The sequence below is a fragment of the Streptomyces sp. Ncost-T10-10d genome (assembly GCF_900091955.1).
Classification (GTDB): domain Bacteria; phylum Actinomycetota; class Actinomycetes; order Streptomycetales; family Streptomycetaceae; genus Streptomyces.
In genome coordinates, this window is sequence record NZ_FMDF01000183.1 from 21905 (window position 1) to 36754 (window position 14850).

A 14850-nucleotide genomic window follows, 5' to 3' on the forward strand; every position below is an offset into this window, starting at 1 on the left:
GCTTCCATCGGTCATTTCATACGGTCCACACGGCCCGGATGCGCCCATTCGAGTGGGATGGAGCGCACCCGGGCCGTGTGCTGTGCCCACACCGCGGTTCGGATCCTTACGGTGCCGAGTGACCGATCGGCCCCCTCTTCGTTCCCCCGTAAGCGGGACGGGACATACGATCTGAACCGAGGTGTACGCCATGGTGGCCCCGCCGGACAACGACGTGATCTGGGCGCGTTCCCTGCACCACTCCCACAACGGCTCACCCGCGCTCGGTGGCGTCTCCATGGGTGTCCACGACGGCGAGATCCTCGCCGTGACCGGCCCCAGGGGCAGCGGCAAGACGACCCTGCTGCACTGCCTCTCCGGTCTGCTGGTGCCCCAGCAGGGCGAGGTGTGGTTCAACAGCGTCCCCGTCCACACCATGGGCCCCCGCTTGCGCGAACGGCTGCGCCGCGACAAATTCGGCTGGATCGCCCCCGAGCCCCAGCTCGTACCGGAGCTGAACACCTGGGAGAACGTGGCTCTTCCGCTGCTGCTGCGCGGCGCCACGAACCGGGAGGCGAAGAAGGCCGGCCTGGAGTGGCTGGAGCGGCTGGACATCGGCGCGTGCGCCAAGAAGCGACCGCACACGCTGCTCCAGGGGCAGCGCCAGCGGATCGCCGTGGCGCGCGCGCTGGCCGCCTCGCCCTCGGTGATCTTCGCCGACGAGCCGACCGCGACCCTGCACCGCACCGACCGGACGCATGTGCTGCGCACCCTCACCAGCGCGGCCCGCTCGCACGGCATCACGGTCGTGCTCGCCACCCACGACGCGGAGATCGCCACCCTCGCCGACCGCACGGTCCCGCTGCTGGACGGCCGCCCCGTCGCCACCGTCGCCCTGCCCGGCGTATCCGATGCGGAGGGCAGGGCGGCGTGCTCGCTCTCCGTCTGACCCGGGGTACCCATCCGCTGGTCCTGATGCGGCGGCTGCTGGTCGCGGCCGCCTCCGCCGGGGTCGGCTTCCTGCTGCTGTGCTCCCTGGGCTACGCATCGGGGCACCCGGCGCACTCCACCGCGGCCGTGCTGCGGCTGCTGTGGTGCTTCGTACCGCTCGCCGCCACCGTGCAGCTCGCGGTCGCGGTGGCCCGTACGGACCCGAGCACCCGGCCACGCTCCGGGCTGTCCGCCGTGGGCCTCGGGCCGGTCAGGCTCACGGTGCTCGCCGCGGTCTCCACAGCCGTCTCCTGCACCCTCGGGTCGATGGTGGCTCTGCTGTTCTTCCTGCATCTGCGCGGCGATCTGTCCGGGCTGCCGTTCGACGGTGCGGCGGCAGGGCTGCTCGACGCGGACGCCCCGCTGCCGCTCGCGGCCGTACTCGTGCTGCTGGCCCTGGTCCCGGTGGCCGCGGCCACGGCGAGCGGGCTGGCGCTGCGCACCCGGCCGGTCTCGGCGACGGTCCCGGACGGCGACTCCTCGGACGACGTGCCGGAGGAGCGGCCGGCCGCTTCGGCGACGCCCCCGACCGGGCTGCCGTGGGGGGTGGCACTGATCGCGGTCGGCCTCGCCGTGGAGGCGTACCTGAGCCACGGCGACGGGCGCAGCCTGCTTCCGCTCCCCGGCCGGTTCGACGCCACCCCGGCCGGAGTGCTGGCAGGGTGGACGCTGACGGCGATCGGCCTGGCCATGGCCGGACCCGGCCTGGCATATCTCTGCGGGCGGCTGCTCCAGGCGGTGCGCCCCGGCGCCGTACGGCTGCTGGCCGGCCGCGTGCTGATGGGCGAGGCGCGCCGGATCGGCGGGCCGCTCGGTGTGGTCTGTGCGGTGCTCTCCGCGGTGATCGCCGCCTACGCGCTGTACGGGGCAGGGCCGCGCCCCTTCGGCCCGCTCACGGCACTGGGCGCGGTGCTCGTCCTCGGCTGTACGTCGGCGACGCTGCTGACCTCGGCGCTGGAGGCGAAGCAGGACCGCACCCGGACGGCGCGGGCGCTGCTGCGGCTGGGTGCCCCGGCCTCGGTGCTGTGGGCCGCGACGGCCCTGCGCGCCGCCGTGCTGCTGGTCGTCTTCGCCCCGTTGACCTTGCTCGTCGCCGAGCTGGCGGCGCTGCCGCTGACGGCCTGAGGACGCCGTGTCCCGGCCACGTCCGTGCGTCTCGGCCGCTACGTAGCATGACAACGTGGACAACCCGGACGACAGCAATCCCGTACCCGGCCCGGAGATCGAGTCGCTCGCCGAATTCGACGCGGTGGTCGCCTCCGGGAGGCTGGCCGGACACCGGGTCCAGTCCGTCGACCTGACGGACCGGGGCGCCGCCCTGCTGGCCGCCGATACGGCCGGTGCCGTCTTCCTCGGCTGCCTGATGGCGCCCGGAACGGCGGCGAAGGTACGGGCCGACGGCGCGTTCGTCTTCCCGCCGGTGCCCGGACTGCCCTTCGATCCTTACCGCGGCCTGCTCTACTCCCCCGACGCGCTCTACGAAGGGCTGACGGACGGCGGCTACGCCGCGACGCCCGATGCCCGCGCGTACCGCTGGTTCCAGGAGACCCGGGCGAGCGGCGACACCTTCGCGTCGATGCTGCGTGCGCTCCACGACGACGCGATCTCCGACGCGCTGGACGAACAACTCGCCGGCGCTTTTGTCGTCGGGGTGATGGGCGGCCATACGACGGCCCGCGGCAGCACGGAGTACGCGGCCGCGGCCCGGCTGGGCCGGGCACTGGCCCGGAGCGGCCTGACGGTGGCCACCGGTGGCGGGCCGGGCGCGATGGAGGCCGCGAACCTCGGGGCGTACGCGGCGCCGCACCCCGATCCGATGCTGGACAATGCCTGCGAACTCCTGGCCGCCACCCCCTCGTTCACCCCGTCGGTCACCGACTGGGCGCTGGCCGCCTTCGCCGTACGGGAGCGCTGGCCGGGCGGCGGCGGTTCGGTCTCGATCCCCACCTGGTTCTACGGACATGAGCCGCCGAACCCGTTCGCGGACCACGTCGCCAAGTACTTCGCCAACGCGCTGCGCGAGGACGGGCTGCTCGCCCGCTCCACGGCGGGCGTGATCTTCCTGCCGGGCGCGGCCGGCACTGTCCAGGAGATCTTCGACAACGCGACACCGAACTACTACGGCTCCCGCGGCGGACCGAGGCCGATGGTGCTGGTCGGCCGCGCCCACTGGACGCGGGATCTGCCCGCGTGGCCGCTGCTGCGCACGCTGGCCGACAGCCGGCCGATGGAGTCCCGCATCGCGCTCGTCGACACGGTCGACGAGGCACCCGAAGCACTCGCCCGACTGACGGAGCAACGGTAGGCCGAAGCCGGCTCAGAGAGACGCGAGACGGGCCACGAGCGCGTCGAAGAAGGCCTCCCAGCCGTCCTCCGCGGCCGCGTACTGTTCTGCCGTGAGGTTGCCGCCGCGCTGCTTGAAGACCATTTCGGTGGTCTTGTCGCCGCGGTCGGTGAAGGTGACGGTGACGGTCTCGCCCTCGGTGTCGGCGGGGGCGGTGGCGTCCTTCAGCGTGAACACCAGCCGCTCAGGGGCAAGGACCTCGCGGTAGACCCCGTGGAAGGGCATCTCGGTGCCCGGCACCACGATGACCAGGCTCCAGGCGCCCCCCGGCCTGACGTCCATCGACACCCGGTCGAGCGGCACCTCGGCGTCCCCGCCGTACCAGGCGGCGAAGTGCTCGGGCGTCGTCCATGCCTCGAAGACCAGTTCCCGCGGGGCGTCGAGGATGCGGGTGATGTCGATGCCCTCGCGTGCTGACTCGGTCATTGTTCCCGTCCTTCTCGGAGTCGTTCCGGATCTGCCGCATGTCCTCCCCCAGCTTGCCCGGACACCCCTGCGCAGACCCGCCGCGTGTGATCGGTCCGGGGCGCTCCAGCAGTTCCGGACACCGGGAGACGGCGGGCACGACCGTCGGATGCTGCTCGGCCGGTCGAGTGAACCTGGCTGCGCCCTCCGCCGGACGCGCGAGGCCGGTCAGAAGACGGCGGGCAGGACGACGGTCTCCGCCGCGTCGAAGCCGACCCCGACCGTAGCGCCCTCGTCCGGGGCGTCCCGCAGCGCACACTCCGCCTCCAGGACCGGACCGCCCACCGGCATCAGCTGTACGGCGACATGGTTGCCCCGGAACGTACGCGTCCCGACCGTGCAGCGCAGCCCCCCGTCCGGGGAGCCGATCCGGACCCCGGCCGGGCGCACCAGCAGATCGCACGCTCCCTGTGGCGATCCCTCGGGCACCGGCACCTTGCCCCACACCGTGTCGGCGGCCGTGCCGGCCACCGTCGCCTCCACCACGTTGTCGAAGCCGAGGAACCGGGCGACGAAGGCGGAGGCGGGCTGCTGCCAGACCTCCAGTGGGGTGCCCACCTGGGCGATCCGCCCGTCGCGCATCACCACCACCCGGTCGGCGAGGGCGAATGCCTCACCCTGGTCGTGGGTGACGGCGAGCACCGTCGTACCCAACCGTCCGAAGAGCGTGCGCAGTTCGACGACGAGCCGTTCACGCAGCCCGCGGTCGAGCTGGCCGAGCGGCTCGTCCAGCATCAGCAGCTTCGGGCTCGGCGCAAGCGCCCTCGCGAGGGCGACACGCTGCTGCTCACCGCCGGACAGCGCGGCAACGGCCCGCCGTTCGGAGCCGGGCAGGCCCACCAGGTCGAGGAGTTCACCGACCCTGCGCTCCTGATCTCGCCGCGACACCCCGCGCATCCGCAGCCCGAAGGCGACGTTGGCGCCGACATCCCGGTGTGGGAAGAGCTGGTGGTCCTGGAACATCAGGCCGAGTCCGCGCCGGTGCACCGGCACCCCGGCCTGGTCCGCGCCGTCCAGCAGTACCCGGCCGCCGTCCGGCGGGTGCAGTCCGGCGACCACCCGCAGCAGGGTCGACTTGCCGCTGCCGCTCGGCCCCAGCACGCACACGATCTCGTGCTCGGCGACCTCCAGATCCACTCTGTCGAGTGCCGCCCGCTCACCGAAGCGGACCGTGGCCGATTCCAGTGTCAGCATCTCTAGAACTCCCCGGATCGGTCCGTGCGGATACGTTCGAGCAGCAGCAGCGAGAGGGCGCAGACCGCCATCAGAATGGTGCTGAGGGCCATCGCCTGGCCGTAGTTGAGCTCTCCAGCCCGCCCGAGCAGCCGGGCCACGGCCACCGGCAGCGTCGGGCGGTCGGGCCGTGCGATGAACACCGTCGCGCCGAACTCACCGAGCGACACGGCGAACGCGAACCCGGCCGCTACCAGCAACGCCCGCCGCACCAGCGGCAGATCGACCTCCCGCCAGGCCCGCAGGGGTGACGCCCCGAGCACCGTGGCCGCCTCCCTCAGCCGGCCGTCCACCGCCCGCAGGACCGGCAGCATGGTCCGTACGACGAAGGGCACACCGACCAGCGCCTGGGCGAGCGGCACCAGAATCCAGGAAGTCCGCAGATCCAGCGGCGGCTTGTCCAGGGTGATCAGAAAGCCGAAGCCGACGGTGACCGCGGACACCCCGAGCGGCAGCATCAGCAAGGCGTCGAAGCCGCGGACGAGCCGCCCCGCGCGCCGGGTCAGCGCCGCGGCGGCGAGCCCGCCGATGACCAGCGCGATGACGGTCGCGACCAGCGCGTACTGCAATGAGTTCCAGATCGCTTCGAGCGGGGCGACCAGGAACGTGCCTCCGCCGGCGTCGGCGGACCGCAGGGCGCGGTAGAAGTCGAAGCCATGGCCGCCGGGTGTGTCCAGCGAGCGCTCGACCAGCACCCCGAGCGGCACCAGTATCAGCACGAGCACGGTCAGCAGCACCCCGCAGAGCAGCGCCCACTGCCCGGCGCCGTGCGGCCTGCGAGCGGTCTGTGCCGGGTCGACCAGCTTCAGCGCGGTCTCCCTGCGCCGTACGGTCCACGCGTGTACGGCGAGGATCGCGCCGACCGCGGCGAACTGCACCAGCGTCAGCACGGCGGCTGTCGGCAGGGCGAGCAGTTGGGCGGTCTGCCGGTAGATCTCCACCTCCAGCGTGGAGTATCCCGGGCCGCCGAGGATCTGCACGACCCCGAAGGAGGTGAAGGTGAAGAGGAAGACCATCAGCGCGGCGGCGGCCACGGCGGGCGCGAGGGCCGGCAGGGTGACCCGCCGCCAGGCGGCGAGCCGTCCGGCGCCCAGCACCCGGGCGGCCTCCTCCTGGCGTGGGTCGAGCTGTGACCACAGCCCGCCCACGGTCCGCACGACCACCGCGTAGTTGAAGAAGACATGGGCGAGCAGAATTGCCCAGACGGTGGTGTCGAGCCGTACGCCCCAGAGTTCGTCGAGGAACCCGCCGCGTCCCAGCAGCGCCAGGAAGGCGGTCCCGACGACGACGGTCGGCAGGACGAACGGCACGGTGACGACCGCCCGCAGCAGTTGTTTGCCGGGGAAGTCGAAGCGTGCGAAGACATAGGCGCCGGGCAGCGCGATCAGCAGGGTCAGCGCGGTCGAGGCGAGCGCCTGCCAGGTGGTGAACCAGAGGACGTCGCGAATGTCCGGCCGGGTCAGCACCTCGCCGATCCGGCCGAACTGCCAGACGCCGTCGGCCTTCAGCCCTCGGCCGACGATCGCGGCGACGGGATAGGCGAAGAACAGCGCGAAGAACGCGACGGGCACGGCCATCAGGCCGAGCCGCACCGCGCTCCCCCGCCACGCCTTTGCGCGCGCCGAGTTCGCGTGCCCGGAGCGGGCGCGCGGCCTCTTCCCGCGCGGTCCCTCCCCGTGCTCGCTCTTCCCGTGCTCGCCCCCGCCCGCGTCCGTTCCGCGTACGGGAGTCTTCGCTACTTCACTACGAGCGAGGACCACGACTGGACCCACTGCTCACGGTTCTTGGAGATGTTGTCGGGGGCGACGGTCGCCGGCCTGTCCACCGTCGCGCCGAACTTCGTGAAGAGTTCCGGCAGTTCCGCGCTCTTGGTGACCGGGTTCACGAACATGTTCAGCGGCATGTCCTCCTGGAACTTCTTGCTGATCAGGAAGTCCAGCAGGGCCTTGCCGCCCGCCTCGTTCTTCGCGCCGTCCAGCAGACCCGCGAACTCGATCTGCCGGAAGCAGGTCCCGGTGGCGACCCCGGTCGGGGCCTCGGCCGGCTGCGGCTTCGCGTACAGCACCTCGACGGGCGGGCTGGAGGCGTACGAGACGACGAGCGGCCGGTCGGCCTTGGCCTTCTTGCCGCCCGCGGAACCGGAGAACTCCTCGTTGTACGCCTGCTCCCAGCCGTCCACGACCTTGACGCCATTGCTCTTCAGCTTCTTCCAGTAGTCCTGGTAGCCCTTCTCGCCGTAGGTGGCGACGGTGCCGAGGAGGAAGCCGAGGCCGGGCGAGGAGGTCGCGGCGTTCTCGGTGACGAGGAGGTTCTTGTACGCGGGCTTCGCCAGGTCGTCGAAGGACTGCGGCGGCGCGAGCTTCTTGTCGGCGAAGTACTTCTTGTCGTAGTTGACGCAGATGTCGCCGGTGTCGATCGGGGTGACCCGGTGCTCGGCGCCGTCCAGCTGCGTGTCGGCCGCCACCTGATCGATGCCCTTCGCCTCGTACGGCGTGAAGAGGCCGCTGTCGAGAGCTCGGGAGAGCAGGGTGTTGTCGACGCCGAAGAACACATCGCCGCGGGGGGAGCCCTTGGTCAGGATCTCCTGGTTGAGCGCGACACCCGCGTCGCCGCTCTTCAGCACCTTGACGGTGTAGCCGGTCTCCTCCGTGAACTCCTTGAGCACATCCTTGGAGGCGTTGAAGGAGTCATGGCTGACGAGAGTCACGGTCTTCGAACCGGAGCTCTTCGTGCCGCCGGAACCGGCGCCCGCGGTGTCGGAACTCCCGCATCCGGCAAGTGCCGTGACGCCGAGCGCGGAGGCGACAGCCGTCGCCGCGAGCCGCTTGGTTCTGCGCGTGGTGCTCATTGTGGATTCCTCCTGGGTTTTGGCCAGGAAGAGACGCGGCCCCGCCCCTGGAGAAGCGGGCAGGGCGCAACAGCATGAGTTGATGACCGAACTTCCTACCCGGAATGACCCGGGCGAGGTTCAGAGGGTCTGCGGCCGACCTGTTCTCGGTGCCGCACTCTCAGCGCTGTGGCGCTCCCCTGTCGGAATATGAAGTTGATTTCGGGCCCAGGTTACACGGGCCGTTCCGGCCTCAGCGCTCGGCCGCCGCCAGCTGCCCACAGGCCCCGTCGATCTCCTGGCCGCGGGTGTCCCGCACGGTGACCGGCACTCCATGTGCTGCGATCGCCTCGACGAAAGCCTTCTCGTCCTCGGGCCGCGAGGCGGTCCACTTGGAGCCGGGCGTCGGGTTCAGCGGGATCAGATTGACGTGCACCCGCTTGCCCTTGAGGAGCCGGCCGAGCCGGTCACCGCGCCAGGCCTGGTCGTTGATGTCCCGGATCAGCGCGTACTCGATGGAGATGCGACGGCCGGACTTCTCCGCGTATTCCCACGCGGCGTCCAGCACCTCGCCCACCTTCCAGCGTGTGTTCACGGGGACGAGCGTGTCGCGCAGCTCGTCGTCCGGTGCGTGCAGGGAGACGGCGAGGCGGCACTTGAAGCCCTCGTCGGCGAAGCGGAGCATCGCGGGCACCAGGCCCACGGTGGAGACGGTGATCCCGCGCTGCGAGAGCCCCAGCCCGTCCGGCTCCGGGTCGGTCAGCCGGCGGATCGCGCCGACCACCCGGTTGTAGTTGGCGAGCGGCTCGCCCATGCCCATGAAGACGATGTTGGAGAGCCGCGCCGGACCACCGGGGACCTCCCCGTCGCGCAGCGCGCGCATGCCGTCCACGATCTGGTGGACGATCTCCGCGGTCGACAGATTGCGGTCGAGACCGGCCTGTCCCGTGGCGCAGAACGGGCAGTTCATCCCGCATCCCGCCTGCGACGAGATGCACATCGTCACCCGCTCCGGGTAGCGCATCAGGACGGACTCGACGAGCGTCCCGTCGTGCAGCTTCCACAGCGTCTTACGGGTGGTGTCGTCGTCACAGCTGATGTGGCGGACCACCGACATCAGGTCGGGGAACATCGCCTCGGCGAGCTTGTCCCGCGAACCGGCCGGGATATTGGTCCACTCGGCCGGGTCGTGCGCGTACCGCGCGAAGTAGTGCTGTGAGAGCTGCTGGGCGCGGAACGGCTTCTCGCCGATCGCGGCGACGGCTTCCTTGCGCTCGGCGGGCGTGAGGTCGGCGAGGTGCCGCGGCGGCTTCTTGGCTCCGCGGGGCGCGACGAAAGTGAGTTCTCCGGGCTTAGGCATGGTTCATCCAGTGTCGCAGACAGAACAGTGAGGGCCCGCCGCCCTGTGGACAACGGACCCTCACGCACAAAAGCCCAGGTCAGGACGGTAGAGCTCGGGGGTCAGCCGGAACCCACGAACAGCACCATCAGCAACCAGACCACCGGGGCGGTCGGCAGCAGCGAGTCCAGCCGGTCCATGATGCCGCCGTGGCCCGGCAGCAGCGTGCCCATGTCCTTGATCCCGAGGTCCCGCTTGATCATCGACTCGCCCAGGTCACCGAGAGTGGCACTGGCCGCGACCGCGAGCCCCAGCAGAAGTCCCTGCCACCAGGAACCACCGTCGATCAGGAACTGCATGCACAGCGCACCGGCGACCATCGCGAAGGCGACGGCCCCGAACAGGCCCTCGCGGGTCTTTCCGGGACTGATGCGCGGCGCGAGCTTGTGCTTGCCGAAGCGCCAGCCGACGGCGTACGCACCCGTGTCGCTGACCACGGTCAGCAGCAGGAAGGTGAGCACCCGCTGCGGCCCGTCGTCCGCGGTCAGGAGCATGGCGACGAAGGTGGCCAGGAACGGTACGTAGAACGCGGCGAACACGCCGGCCGTGACGTCCTTGAGGTAGTCCTCGGGCGGCTCCGTCATCCGCCAGACGAGCACCGCGAGCGCGGTCAGCGCCATCGCGACCCAGGCGCCCTCGGCGCCCCGTGCGTATCCGGCCACCACCATCGCCGCGCCACCGACCGCCAGCGGGATGAGCGGCGCCTTGATGCCCTTGCGCTCCTCCAGCCGGGAGGTGAGCTCCCACAGGCCCACGACGACGGCGACGGCGACCACACCGACGAAGACGGCCTTCACGATGAACAGCGAGGCGACGATGACGGCGCCGAGCCCCACACCGACCCCTATTGCGGATCGCAGATCACGGCCCGCACGTTTCTTCTGCGGGGGCGGTGGCGCGGTGGACATGGGCTCCTGCGGCTTCTCGTCACGGAACAGGGGGCCGCCGCTCAGGCGTGCGGCCCCCTGGTCCCGGTCGTCACGATCGTCAGCGTCTCTACCTGCGTCGGGAACGTCCGGCACTATGGGCATGGGCCGAGTCTGCTGGGCGTCATGCACATCGTATGCAGGACCCGCCGGGGCGGCCTGCGTCTCGGGCGCATCCCAGCGGCCGGCTCCCTGCGGGGCGCCCCAGGAAGAGTCGTTCATCAGACTTCGAGCAGCTCGGCTTCCTTGTGCTTGAGCAGCTCGTCAACCTGTGCGACGTACTTCGCGGTGGTGTCGTCGAGCTCCTTCTCGGCGCGACGCACCTCGTCCTCGCCGGACTCCTTGTCCTTGACCAGCTTGTCGAGCGTCTCCTTGGCCTTGCGGCGCACGGCCCGGATGGAGATCTTGGAGTCCTCGGCCTTCGTCTTCGCGACCTTGATGTAGTCGCGGCGACGCTCCTCGGTGAGGTCCGGGAAGGTCACCCGGATGATATTGCCGTCGTTGCTCGGGTTGACGCCGAGGTCCGAGTCGCGGATGGCCTGCTCGATGTTGCGCAGCGCGCTCTTGTCGAACGGCGTCACGACGGCCATGCGCGGCTCGGGCACCGAGAACGAGGCGAGCTGGTTGATCGGGGTCAGCGCGCCGTAGTAGTCGGCGACGATCTTGTTGAACATCGCCGGGTGCGCACGGCCGGTACGGATCGCCGCGAAGTCCTCTTTCGCGACGACAACGGCCTTCTCCATTTTCTCCTCGGCCTCAAGGAGGGTTTCTTCGATCACCACGTGCTCCTGCGTGTCTTGAGTGGGCCCGGCGTGCTCGGGCCCGGCGGGTCCTGCGTCGCGTCCTCACCTGCACGGTGTCCGACCGGCAGGCCGTTGTCCATCCTTCGGGACCTGTCCAGGGGTGTTCCCCGCAGGCCCCGGACCTTCCCTCGGCTTCCAGGGAAGGTCCCCCGGTTCTCAGGCCCGGGTGCCCTGGTCACTCACGAGCGTGCCGATCTTCTCACCCTTGACCGCGCGGGCGATATTGCCCGTGGCGGTCAGCTCGAAGACGAGGATCGGCAGCTGGTTGTCACGGCAGAGCGTGATGGCGGTGGCGTCGGCGATCTTGAGATCGCGGGCGAGCACCTCGCTGTACTCAAGGGCGTCGAACTTCACCGCGTCGGGGTTGGTCTTCGGGTCGGAGTCGTAGACCCCGTCCACCCCGTTCTTGCCCATCAGCAGACCCTGGGCGTCGATCTCCAGGGCGCGCTGGGCGGCAGTGGTGTCGGTGGAGAAGTACGGCATCCCCATGCCGGCGCCGAAGATGACGACACGGCCCTTCTCCAGGTGGCGCACGGCGCGCAGCGGGATGTACGGCTCCGCGACCTGCCCCATGGTGATGGCGGTCTGGACGCGGGAGTCGATGCCTTCCTTCTCCAGGAAGTCCTGGAGCGCCAGGCAGTTCATGACCGTGCCGAGCATGCCCATGTAGTCGGAACGGGCCCGGTCCATGCCGCGCTGCTGGAGCTCGGCACCGCGGAAGAAGTTGCCGCCGCCGATGACGACCGCGATTTGCGCACCGCCGCGGACGACTGCCGCGATTTCCCGGGCGATGGCGTGTACGACGTCGGGGTCGACACCGAGACCCCCGCCACCGGCGAACGCCTCTCCGGACAGCTTCAGCATGAAGCGCCCGGGTACCTTGCCGTCGTCGCGCTTGTGGTCACCTGTTGCGGCGTCCGCGCCCTTGTTCATGGAGATTCTCCTCGTGCACATACGAAGAAGGCCATTGCCGGTGGGTCTGGTGTCCCTCAGCGGCAATGGCCTCCTCGTCAGATCTGCGGTCGTACGGCATGTGTGCGGCCGACGACTGCACCAGACCCTATCGGGGTCCACCGTTGTTCGCGGACGGACTCAGATGCCGACCTTGATGCGCGAGAAGCGCTTCAGGGTGACACCGGCCTCGTCCAGAACCTTCTGGACGGACTTCTTGTTGTCCTTGGCGAACGCCTGCTCCAGGACGACGACGTCCTTGAAGAAGCCGTTGACGCGACCCTCGACGATCTTCGGAAGGGCGGCCTCGGGCTTGCCCTCCTCGCGAGAGGTGGCCTCGGCGACACGACGCTCGTTCTCGACCGTCTCGGCCGGGACCTCGTCGCGGTTGAGGTACTTCGGGGCGAAGGCGGCGATGTGCTGCGCGACGTCCTTGGCGACCTCGGCGTTCTCCTTGTCGAGCTCGACCAGGACGCCGACCTGCGGCGGGAGGTCGGGCATCGTGCGGTGCATGTACGCAGCCACGTAACCGCCGGTGAACTGCGCGAAGCGGTCCAGGACGATCTTCTCGCCGAGGTTGGCGTTGGCCTCGTCGACGTATGCCTGGACAGTCTTGCCGGCCTCGATCTCGGAGGCGAGCAGCGTGGCCAGGTCGGCCGGGGAGGTCGCGGCGACGTGGGCGGCGAGCGTGTTGGCCACGGCCTGGAACTTCTCGCCCTTGGCGACGAAGTCCGTCTCGCACTTCAGCTCGAGCAGAACGCCGGAGGTCTTGTCCTCGGAGATGAGGGAGACGACGGCGCCGTTCTCGGCAGAACGGCCCTCGCGCTTGGCGACGCCCTTCTGACCCTTGATACGGAGCGCCTCGACGGCCTTGTCGACGTTGCCCTCGGCCTCGTCGAGCGCCTTCTTGCAGTCCATCATGCCGGCGCCGGTCAGCTCGCGGAGCTTCTTGACGTCAGCGGCGGTGTAGTTCGCCATGAGTCTGTGTTTCTCTCTCGAAGTCTGAAAGATCTACGGGTGGACGGCGGGGGCGGCGCTCGTGGCACCGGCCCCCGCCGTCATTCAGCCGTGACGGAGGTGTCAGGCCTGCTCGGCGTCCGCGGCCGGAGCCTCGGCAGCGGGGGCCTCGGCCGGCGTCTCGGCGGCGTCCGCGACCTTCTCGGTCTCGGCAGAGGTCTGCGCCTCGGTGTCGGCCTTCTTGTCGCCCTCGAGCAGGTCGCGCTCCCACTCGGCGAGCGGCTCGCCGGCGGCCTTCTCGCCCGGCTTCGAGTCACCGGTGGCGGCACCGGAACGGGCGATGAGGCCCTCGGCGACGGCGTCGGCGATCACGCGGGTGAGCAGGGTGACGGAGCGGATCGCGTCGTCGTTGCCCGGAATCTTGTAGTCGACCTCGTCGGGGTCGCAGTTGGTGTCGAGGATCGCGACGACCGGGATGTGGAGCTTGCGCGCCTCACCGACGGCGATGTGCTCCTTCTTGGTGTCGACGATCCAGACGGCGCTCGGCACCTTCTGCATCTCGCGGATACCACCGAGGGTCTTCTCCAGCTTGGCCTTCTCGCGGGAGAGAACCAGGAGCTCCTTCTTCGTGAGGCCGGAGGCGGCCACGTCCTCGAAGTCGATGAGCTCGAGCTCCTTCAGACGCTGAAGGCGCTTGTAGACGGTGGAGAAGTTGGTGAGCATGCCACCGAGCCAACGCTGGTTGACGTACGGCATGCCGACGCGCGTCGCCTGCTCGGCAATGGCCTCCTGGGCCTGCTTCTTGGTACCGACGAACATGATGGAGCCGCCGTGGGCGACGGTCTCCTTGACGAACTCGTAGGCGCGGTCGATGTACGACAGCGACTGGAGCAGGTCGATGATGTAGATGCCGTTGCGCTCGGTGAAGATGAAGCGCTTCATCTTCGGGTTCCAGCGACGGGTCTGGTGACCGAAGTGGACGCCGCTTTCCAGCAGCTCCCGCATCGTGACGACGGCCATGGCCGTACTCCTTGAGGTGCTCGGTTGTCGCGACCGCAGGATTGCTGTCGCGCCTGACGCCCCGACGCGCCGTGCCACAAGGGACCGAGGAGCGCGGCCACCGTCCGCAGAGAGGGAGGTGGCGGGGCGTGCGAAGTCGACCCGGTGACCCGGATCGCCATAGGAAGTGTACGGGACAGGTCGGGTGCCGGGTGACGGCGCTGTCCACAACCGGTCGGTAGTCCACAGATCCGGTTCATGATCCCCGCGATTCCGAGCGCTGCGGGACGGTTCTGCCATGCGATGCACACCGGATCCGACCGTTTCCCTTCACCGGCACAGATTCCGCTTCTGCGAGGCCGCGCTCGTGGCAGTGCCGGCCCTTCTCGCCGTGCTGTGCGGCGCGCCGGTCGCGGCAGCCGAAGAGTCGGCGCCTGCTCCCACACCTGCCGCCGCCCCCGCACCCGCTCCCTCACCGGCGCCCCGGCCGGACGGTGCCCGGTTGTGGCCGCTTGCCGGGCGGCCTGCGGTCGTACGGGGATGGGAGCCGCCGGCCAGCGCCTACGGACGGGGCCACCGGGGGGTGGATCTCGCCACAGAGCCGGGCACGGCGGTTCTCGCCGCGGCCTCGGGCCGAGTCTCGTTCGCAGGGCGTGTGGCGGGGCGTGGGGTGGTGGCGATCGAGGTGGCCGGAACCGGCGATCCGCCGCTACGGACCACGTACGAGCCGGTGCGCGCGCTGGTCGCCAAGGACGAGAAGGTGACGGCAGGACAAGTGGTGGCGGTCGTGGAGGCGGGGCCCTTCCACTGCGCATCGGGCTGTCTGCACTGGGGGCTGCGGCGCGCCGACGCATATCTGGATCCGCTGTCGCTGCTGCCGCCGGAGCTGCTGCGACGGGGTCCGTCCCGGCTGCTGCCGGTGTTCGGCGTGCCGGAGTCCCGGCCCTCGACCGAAGGGACCGGGGACGGGCTCGCCG

General features: G+C 70.2%; 13 protein-coding genes, 1 pseudogene and 1 riboswitch. Of the genes and pseudogenes, 4 read left to right on the plus strand and 10 right to left on the minus strand.

The window, feature by feature from the left end; translation table 11 throughout:
• The first annotated feature begins 190 nt into the window (after positions 1 to 190).
• The 3 genes from GA0115254_RS33725 to GA0115254_RS33735 are packed head-to-tail and all read left to right on the plus strand — an operon-like array spanning position 191 to position 3274.
• Complete coding sequence (locus GA0115254_RS33725) at positions 191 to 928, plus strand: ABC transporter ATP-binding protein (protein WP_093899073.1); 738 nt, start codon at positions 191 to 193, stop codon at positions 926 to 928.
• Positions 910 to 2094 carry a hypothetical protein gene (locus GA0115254_RS33730; RefSeq protein ID WP_176740397.1) on the plus strand — a complete coding sequence of 395 codons (1185 nt, stop codon included), beginning with the start codon at positions 910 to 912 and terminating at the stop codon, positions 2092 to 2094. Before GA0115254_RS33725 ends, GA0115254_RS33730 begins: the two co-directional genes overlap by 19 nt.
• Positions 2095 to 2149: 55 nt before the next feature.
• A complete protein-coding gene (locus GA0115254_RS33735) occupies positions 2150 to 3274 on the plus strand; it encodes an LOG family protein (protein WP_093899074.1) in 1125 nt (374 codons plus the stop codon).
• 12 nt (positions 3275 to 3286) lie between these two features.
• Here GA0115254_RS33735 and GA0115254_RS33740 read toward each other — a convergent pair whose 3' ends face one another.
• From GA0115254_RS33740 to rpsB, 10 genes are all read right to left on the minus strand, one after another.
• Complete coding sequence (locus GA0115254_RS33740; protein ID WP_093899075.1) at positions 3287 to 3739, minus strand: SRPBCC family protein; 453 nt, start codon at positions 3737 to 3739, stop codon at positions 3287 to 3289.
• A 207-nt stretch (positions 3740 to 3946) separates the two neighbouring features.
• Positions 3947 to 4972: an ABC transporter ATP-binding protein gene (locus GA0115254_RS33745; RefSeq protein ID WP_093899076.1), complete on the minus strand. Its 1026-nt coding sequence runs from the start codon at positions 4970 to 4972 to the stop codon at positions 3947 to 3949.
• 2 nt (positions 4973 to 4974) lie between these two features.
• Positions 4975 to 6588 carry an ABC transporter permease gene (locus tag GA0115254_RS33750; protein ID WP_093899148.1) on the minus strand — a complete coding sequence of 538 codons (1614 nt, stop codon included), beginning with the start codon at positions 6586 to 6588 and terminating at the stop codon, positions 4975 to 4977.
• Between the two features lie 158 nt (positions 6589 to 6746).
• Positions 6747 to 7859, minus strand: coding sequence for a thiamine ABC transporter substrate-binding protein (locus GA0115254_RS33755; protein ID WP_093899077.1), 1113 nt, complete (start codon positions 7857 to 7859; stop codon positions 6747 to 6749).
• 74 nt (positions 7860 to 7933) lie between these two features.
• Positions 7934 to 8050: riboswitch (TPP riboswitch) on the minus strand.
• 41 nt (positions 8051 to 8091) lie between these two features.
• Positions 8092 to 9198, minus strand: a complete 1107-nt coding sequence (rlmN, locus tag GA0115254_RS33760; protein ID WP_093899078.1) for a dual-specificity RNA methyltransferase RlmN — start codon at positions 9196 to 9198, stop codon at positions 8092 to 8094.
• Between the two features lie 101 nt (positions 9199 to 9299).
• Entirely contained in the window at positions 9300 to 10385 is a 1086-nt protein-coding gene (locus tag GA0115254_RS33765) for a phosphatidate cytidylyltransferase (protein ID WP_093899079.1), read from the minus strand.
• Positions 10385 to 10942: a ribosome recycling factor gene (gene frr, locus GA0115254_RS33770; protein ID WP_093899080.1), complete on the minus strand. Its 558-nt coding sequence runs from the start codon at positions 10940 to 10942 to the stop codon at positions 10385 to 10387. Before frr ends, GA0115254_RS33765 begins: the two co-directional genes overlap by 1 nt.
• 180 nt (positions 10943 to 11122) lie before the next feature.
• Positions 11123 to 11899 (minus strand): UMP kinase, encoded by a 777-nt coding sequence (gene pyrH / locus GA0115254_RS33775; protein ID WP_093899081.1) that lies wholly within the window; start codon positions 11897 to 11899, stop codon positions 11123 to 11125.
• 159 nt (positions 11900 to 12058) lie between these two features.
• Positions 12059 to 12895 (minus strand): translation elongation factor Ts, encoded by an 837-nt coding sequence (gene tsf, locus GA0115254_RS33780; protein WP_093899082.1) that lies wholly within the window; start codon positions 12893 to 12895, stop codon positions 12059 to 12061.
• A 102-nt stretch (positions 12896 to 12997) separates the two neighbouring features.
• Entirely contained in the window at positions 12998 to 13894 is an 897-nt protein-coding gene (rpsB, locus tag GA0115254_RS33785; protein ID WP_093899083.1) for a 30S ribosomal protein S2, read from the minus strand.
• 277 nt (positions 13895 to 14171) lie between these two features.
• Here rpsB and GA0115254_RS47955 point away from each other — a divergent pair.
• Positions 14172 to 14678: pseudogene (locus tag GA0115254_RS47955) on the plus strand (peptidoglycan DD-metalloendopeptidase family protein); the annotation flags it as partial.
• Positions 14679 to 14850 lie beyond the last annotated feature (172 nt).

Bases quoted from the DNA above. Each gene is read 5' to 3' on its own strand.
- pyrH (WP_093899081.1), bottom strand. From the start codon at position 11,899: ATGAACAAGGGCGCGGACGCCGCAACAGGTGACCACAAGCGCGACGAC.
- GA0115254_RS33745 (WP_093899076.1), bottom strand. From the start codon at position 4,972: ATGCTGACACTGGAATCGGCCACGGTCCGCTTCGGTGAGCGGGCGGCA.
- GA0115254_RS33765 (WP_093899079.1), bottom strand. From the start codon at position 10,385: ATGAACGACTCTTCCTGGGGCGCCCCGCAGGGAGCCGGCCGCTGGGAT.
- tsf (WP_093899082.1), bottom strand. From the start codon at position 12,895: ATGGCGAACTACACCGCCGCTGACGTCAAGAAGCTCCGCGAGCTGACC.
- rpsB (WP_093899083.1), bottom strand. From the start codon at position 13,894: ATGGCCGTCGTCACGATGCGGGAGCTGCTGGAAAGCGGCGTCCACTTC.
- GA0115254_RS33725 (WP_093899073.1), top strand. From the start codon at position 191: ATGGTGGCCCCGCCGGACAACGACGTGATCTGGGCGCGTTCCCTGCAC.
- GA0115254_RS33740 (WP_093899075.1), bottom strand. From the start codon at position 3,739: ATGACCGAGTCAGCACGCGAGGGCATCGACATCACCCGCATCCTCGAC.
- GA0115254_RS33750 (WP_093899148.1), bottom strand. From the start codon at position 6,588: ATGGCCGTGCCCGTCGCGTTCTTCGCGCTGTTCTTCGCCTATCCCGTC.
- GA0115254_RS33755 (WP_093899077.1), bottom strand. From the start codon at position 7,859: ATGAGCACCACGCGCAGAACCAAGCGGCTCGCGGCGACGGCTGTCGCC.
- rlmN (WP_093899078.1), bottom strand. From the start codon at position 9,198: ATGCCTAAGCCCGGAGAACTCACTTTCGTCGCGCCCCGCGGAGCCAAG.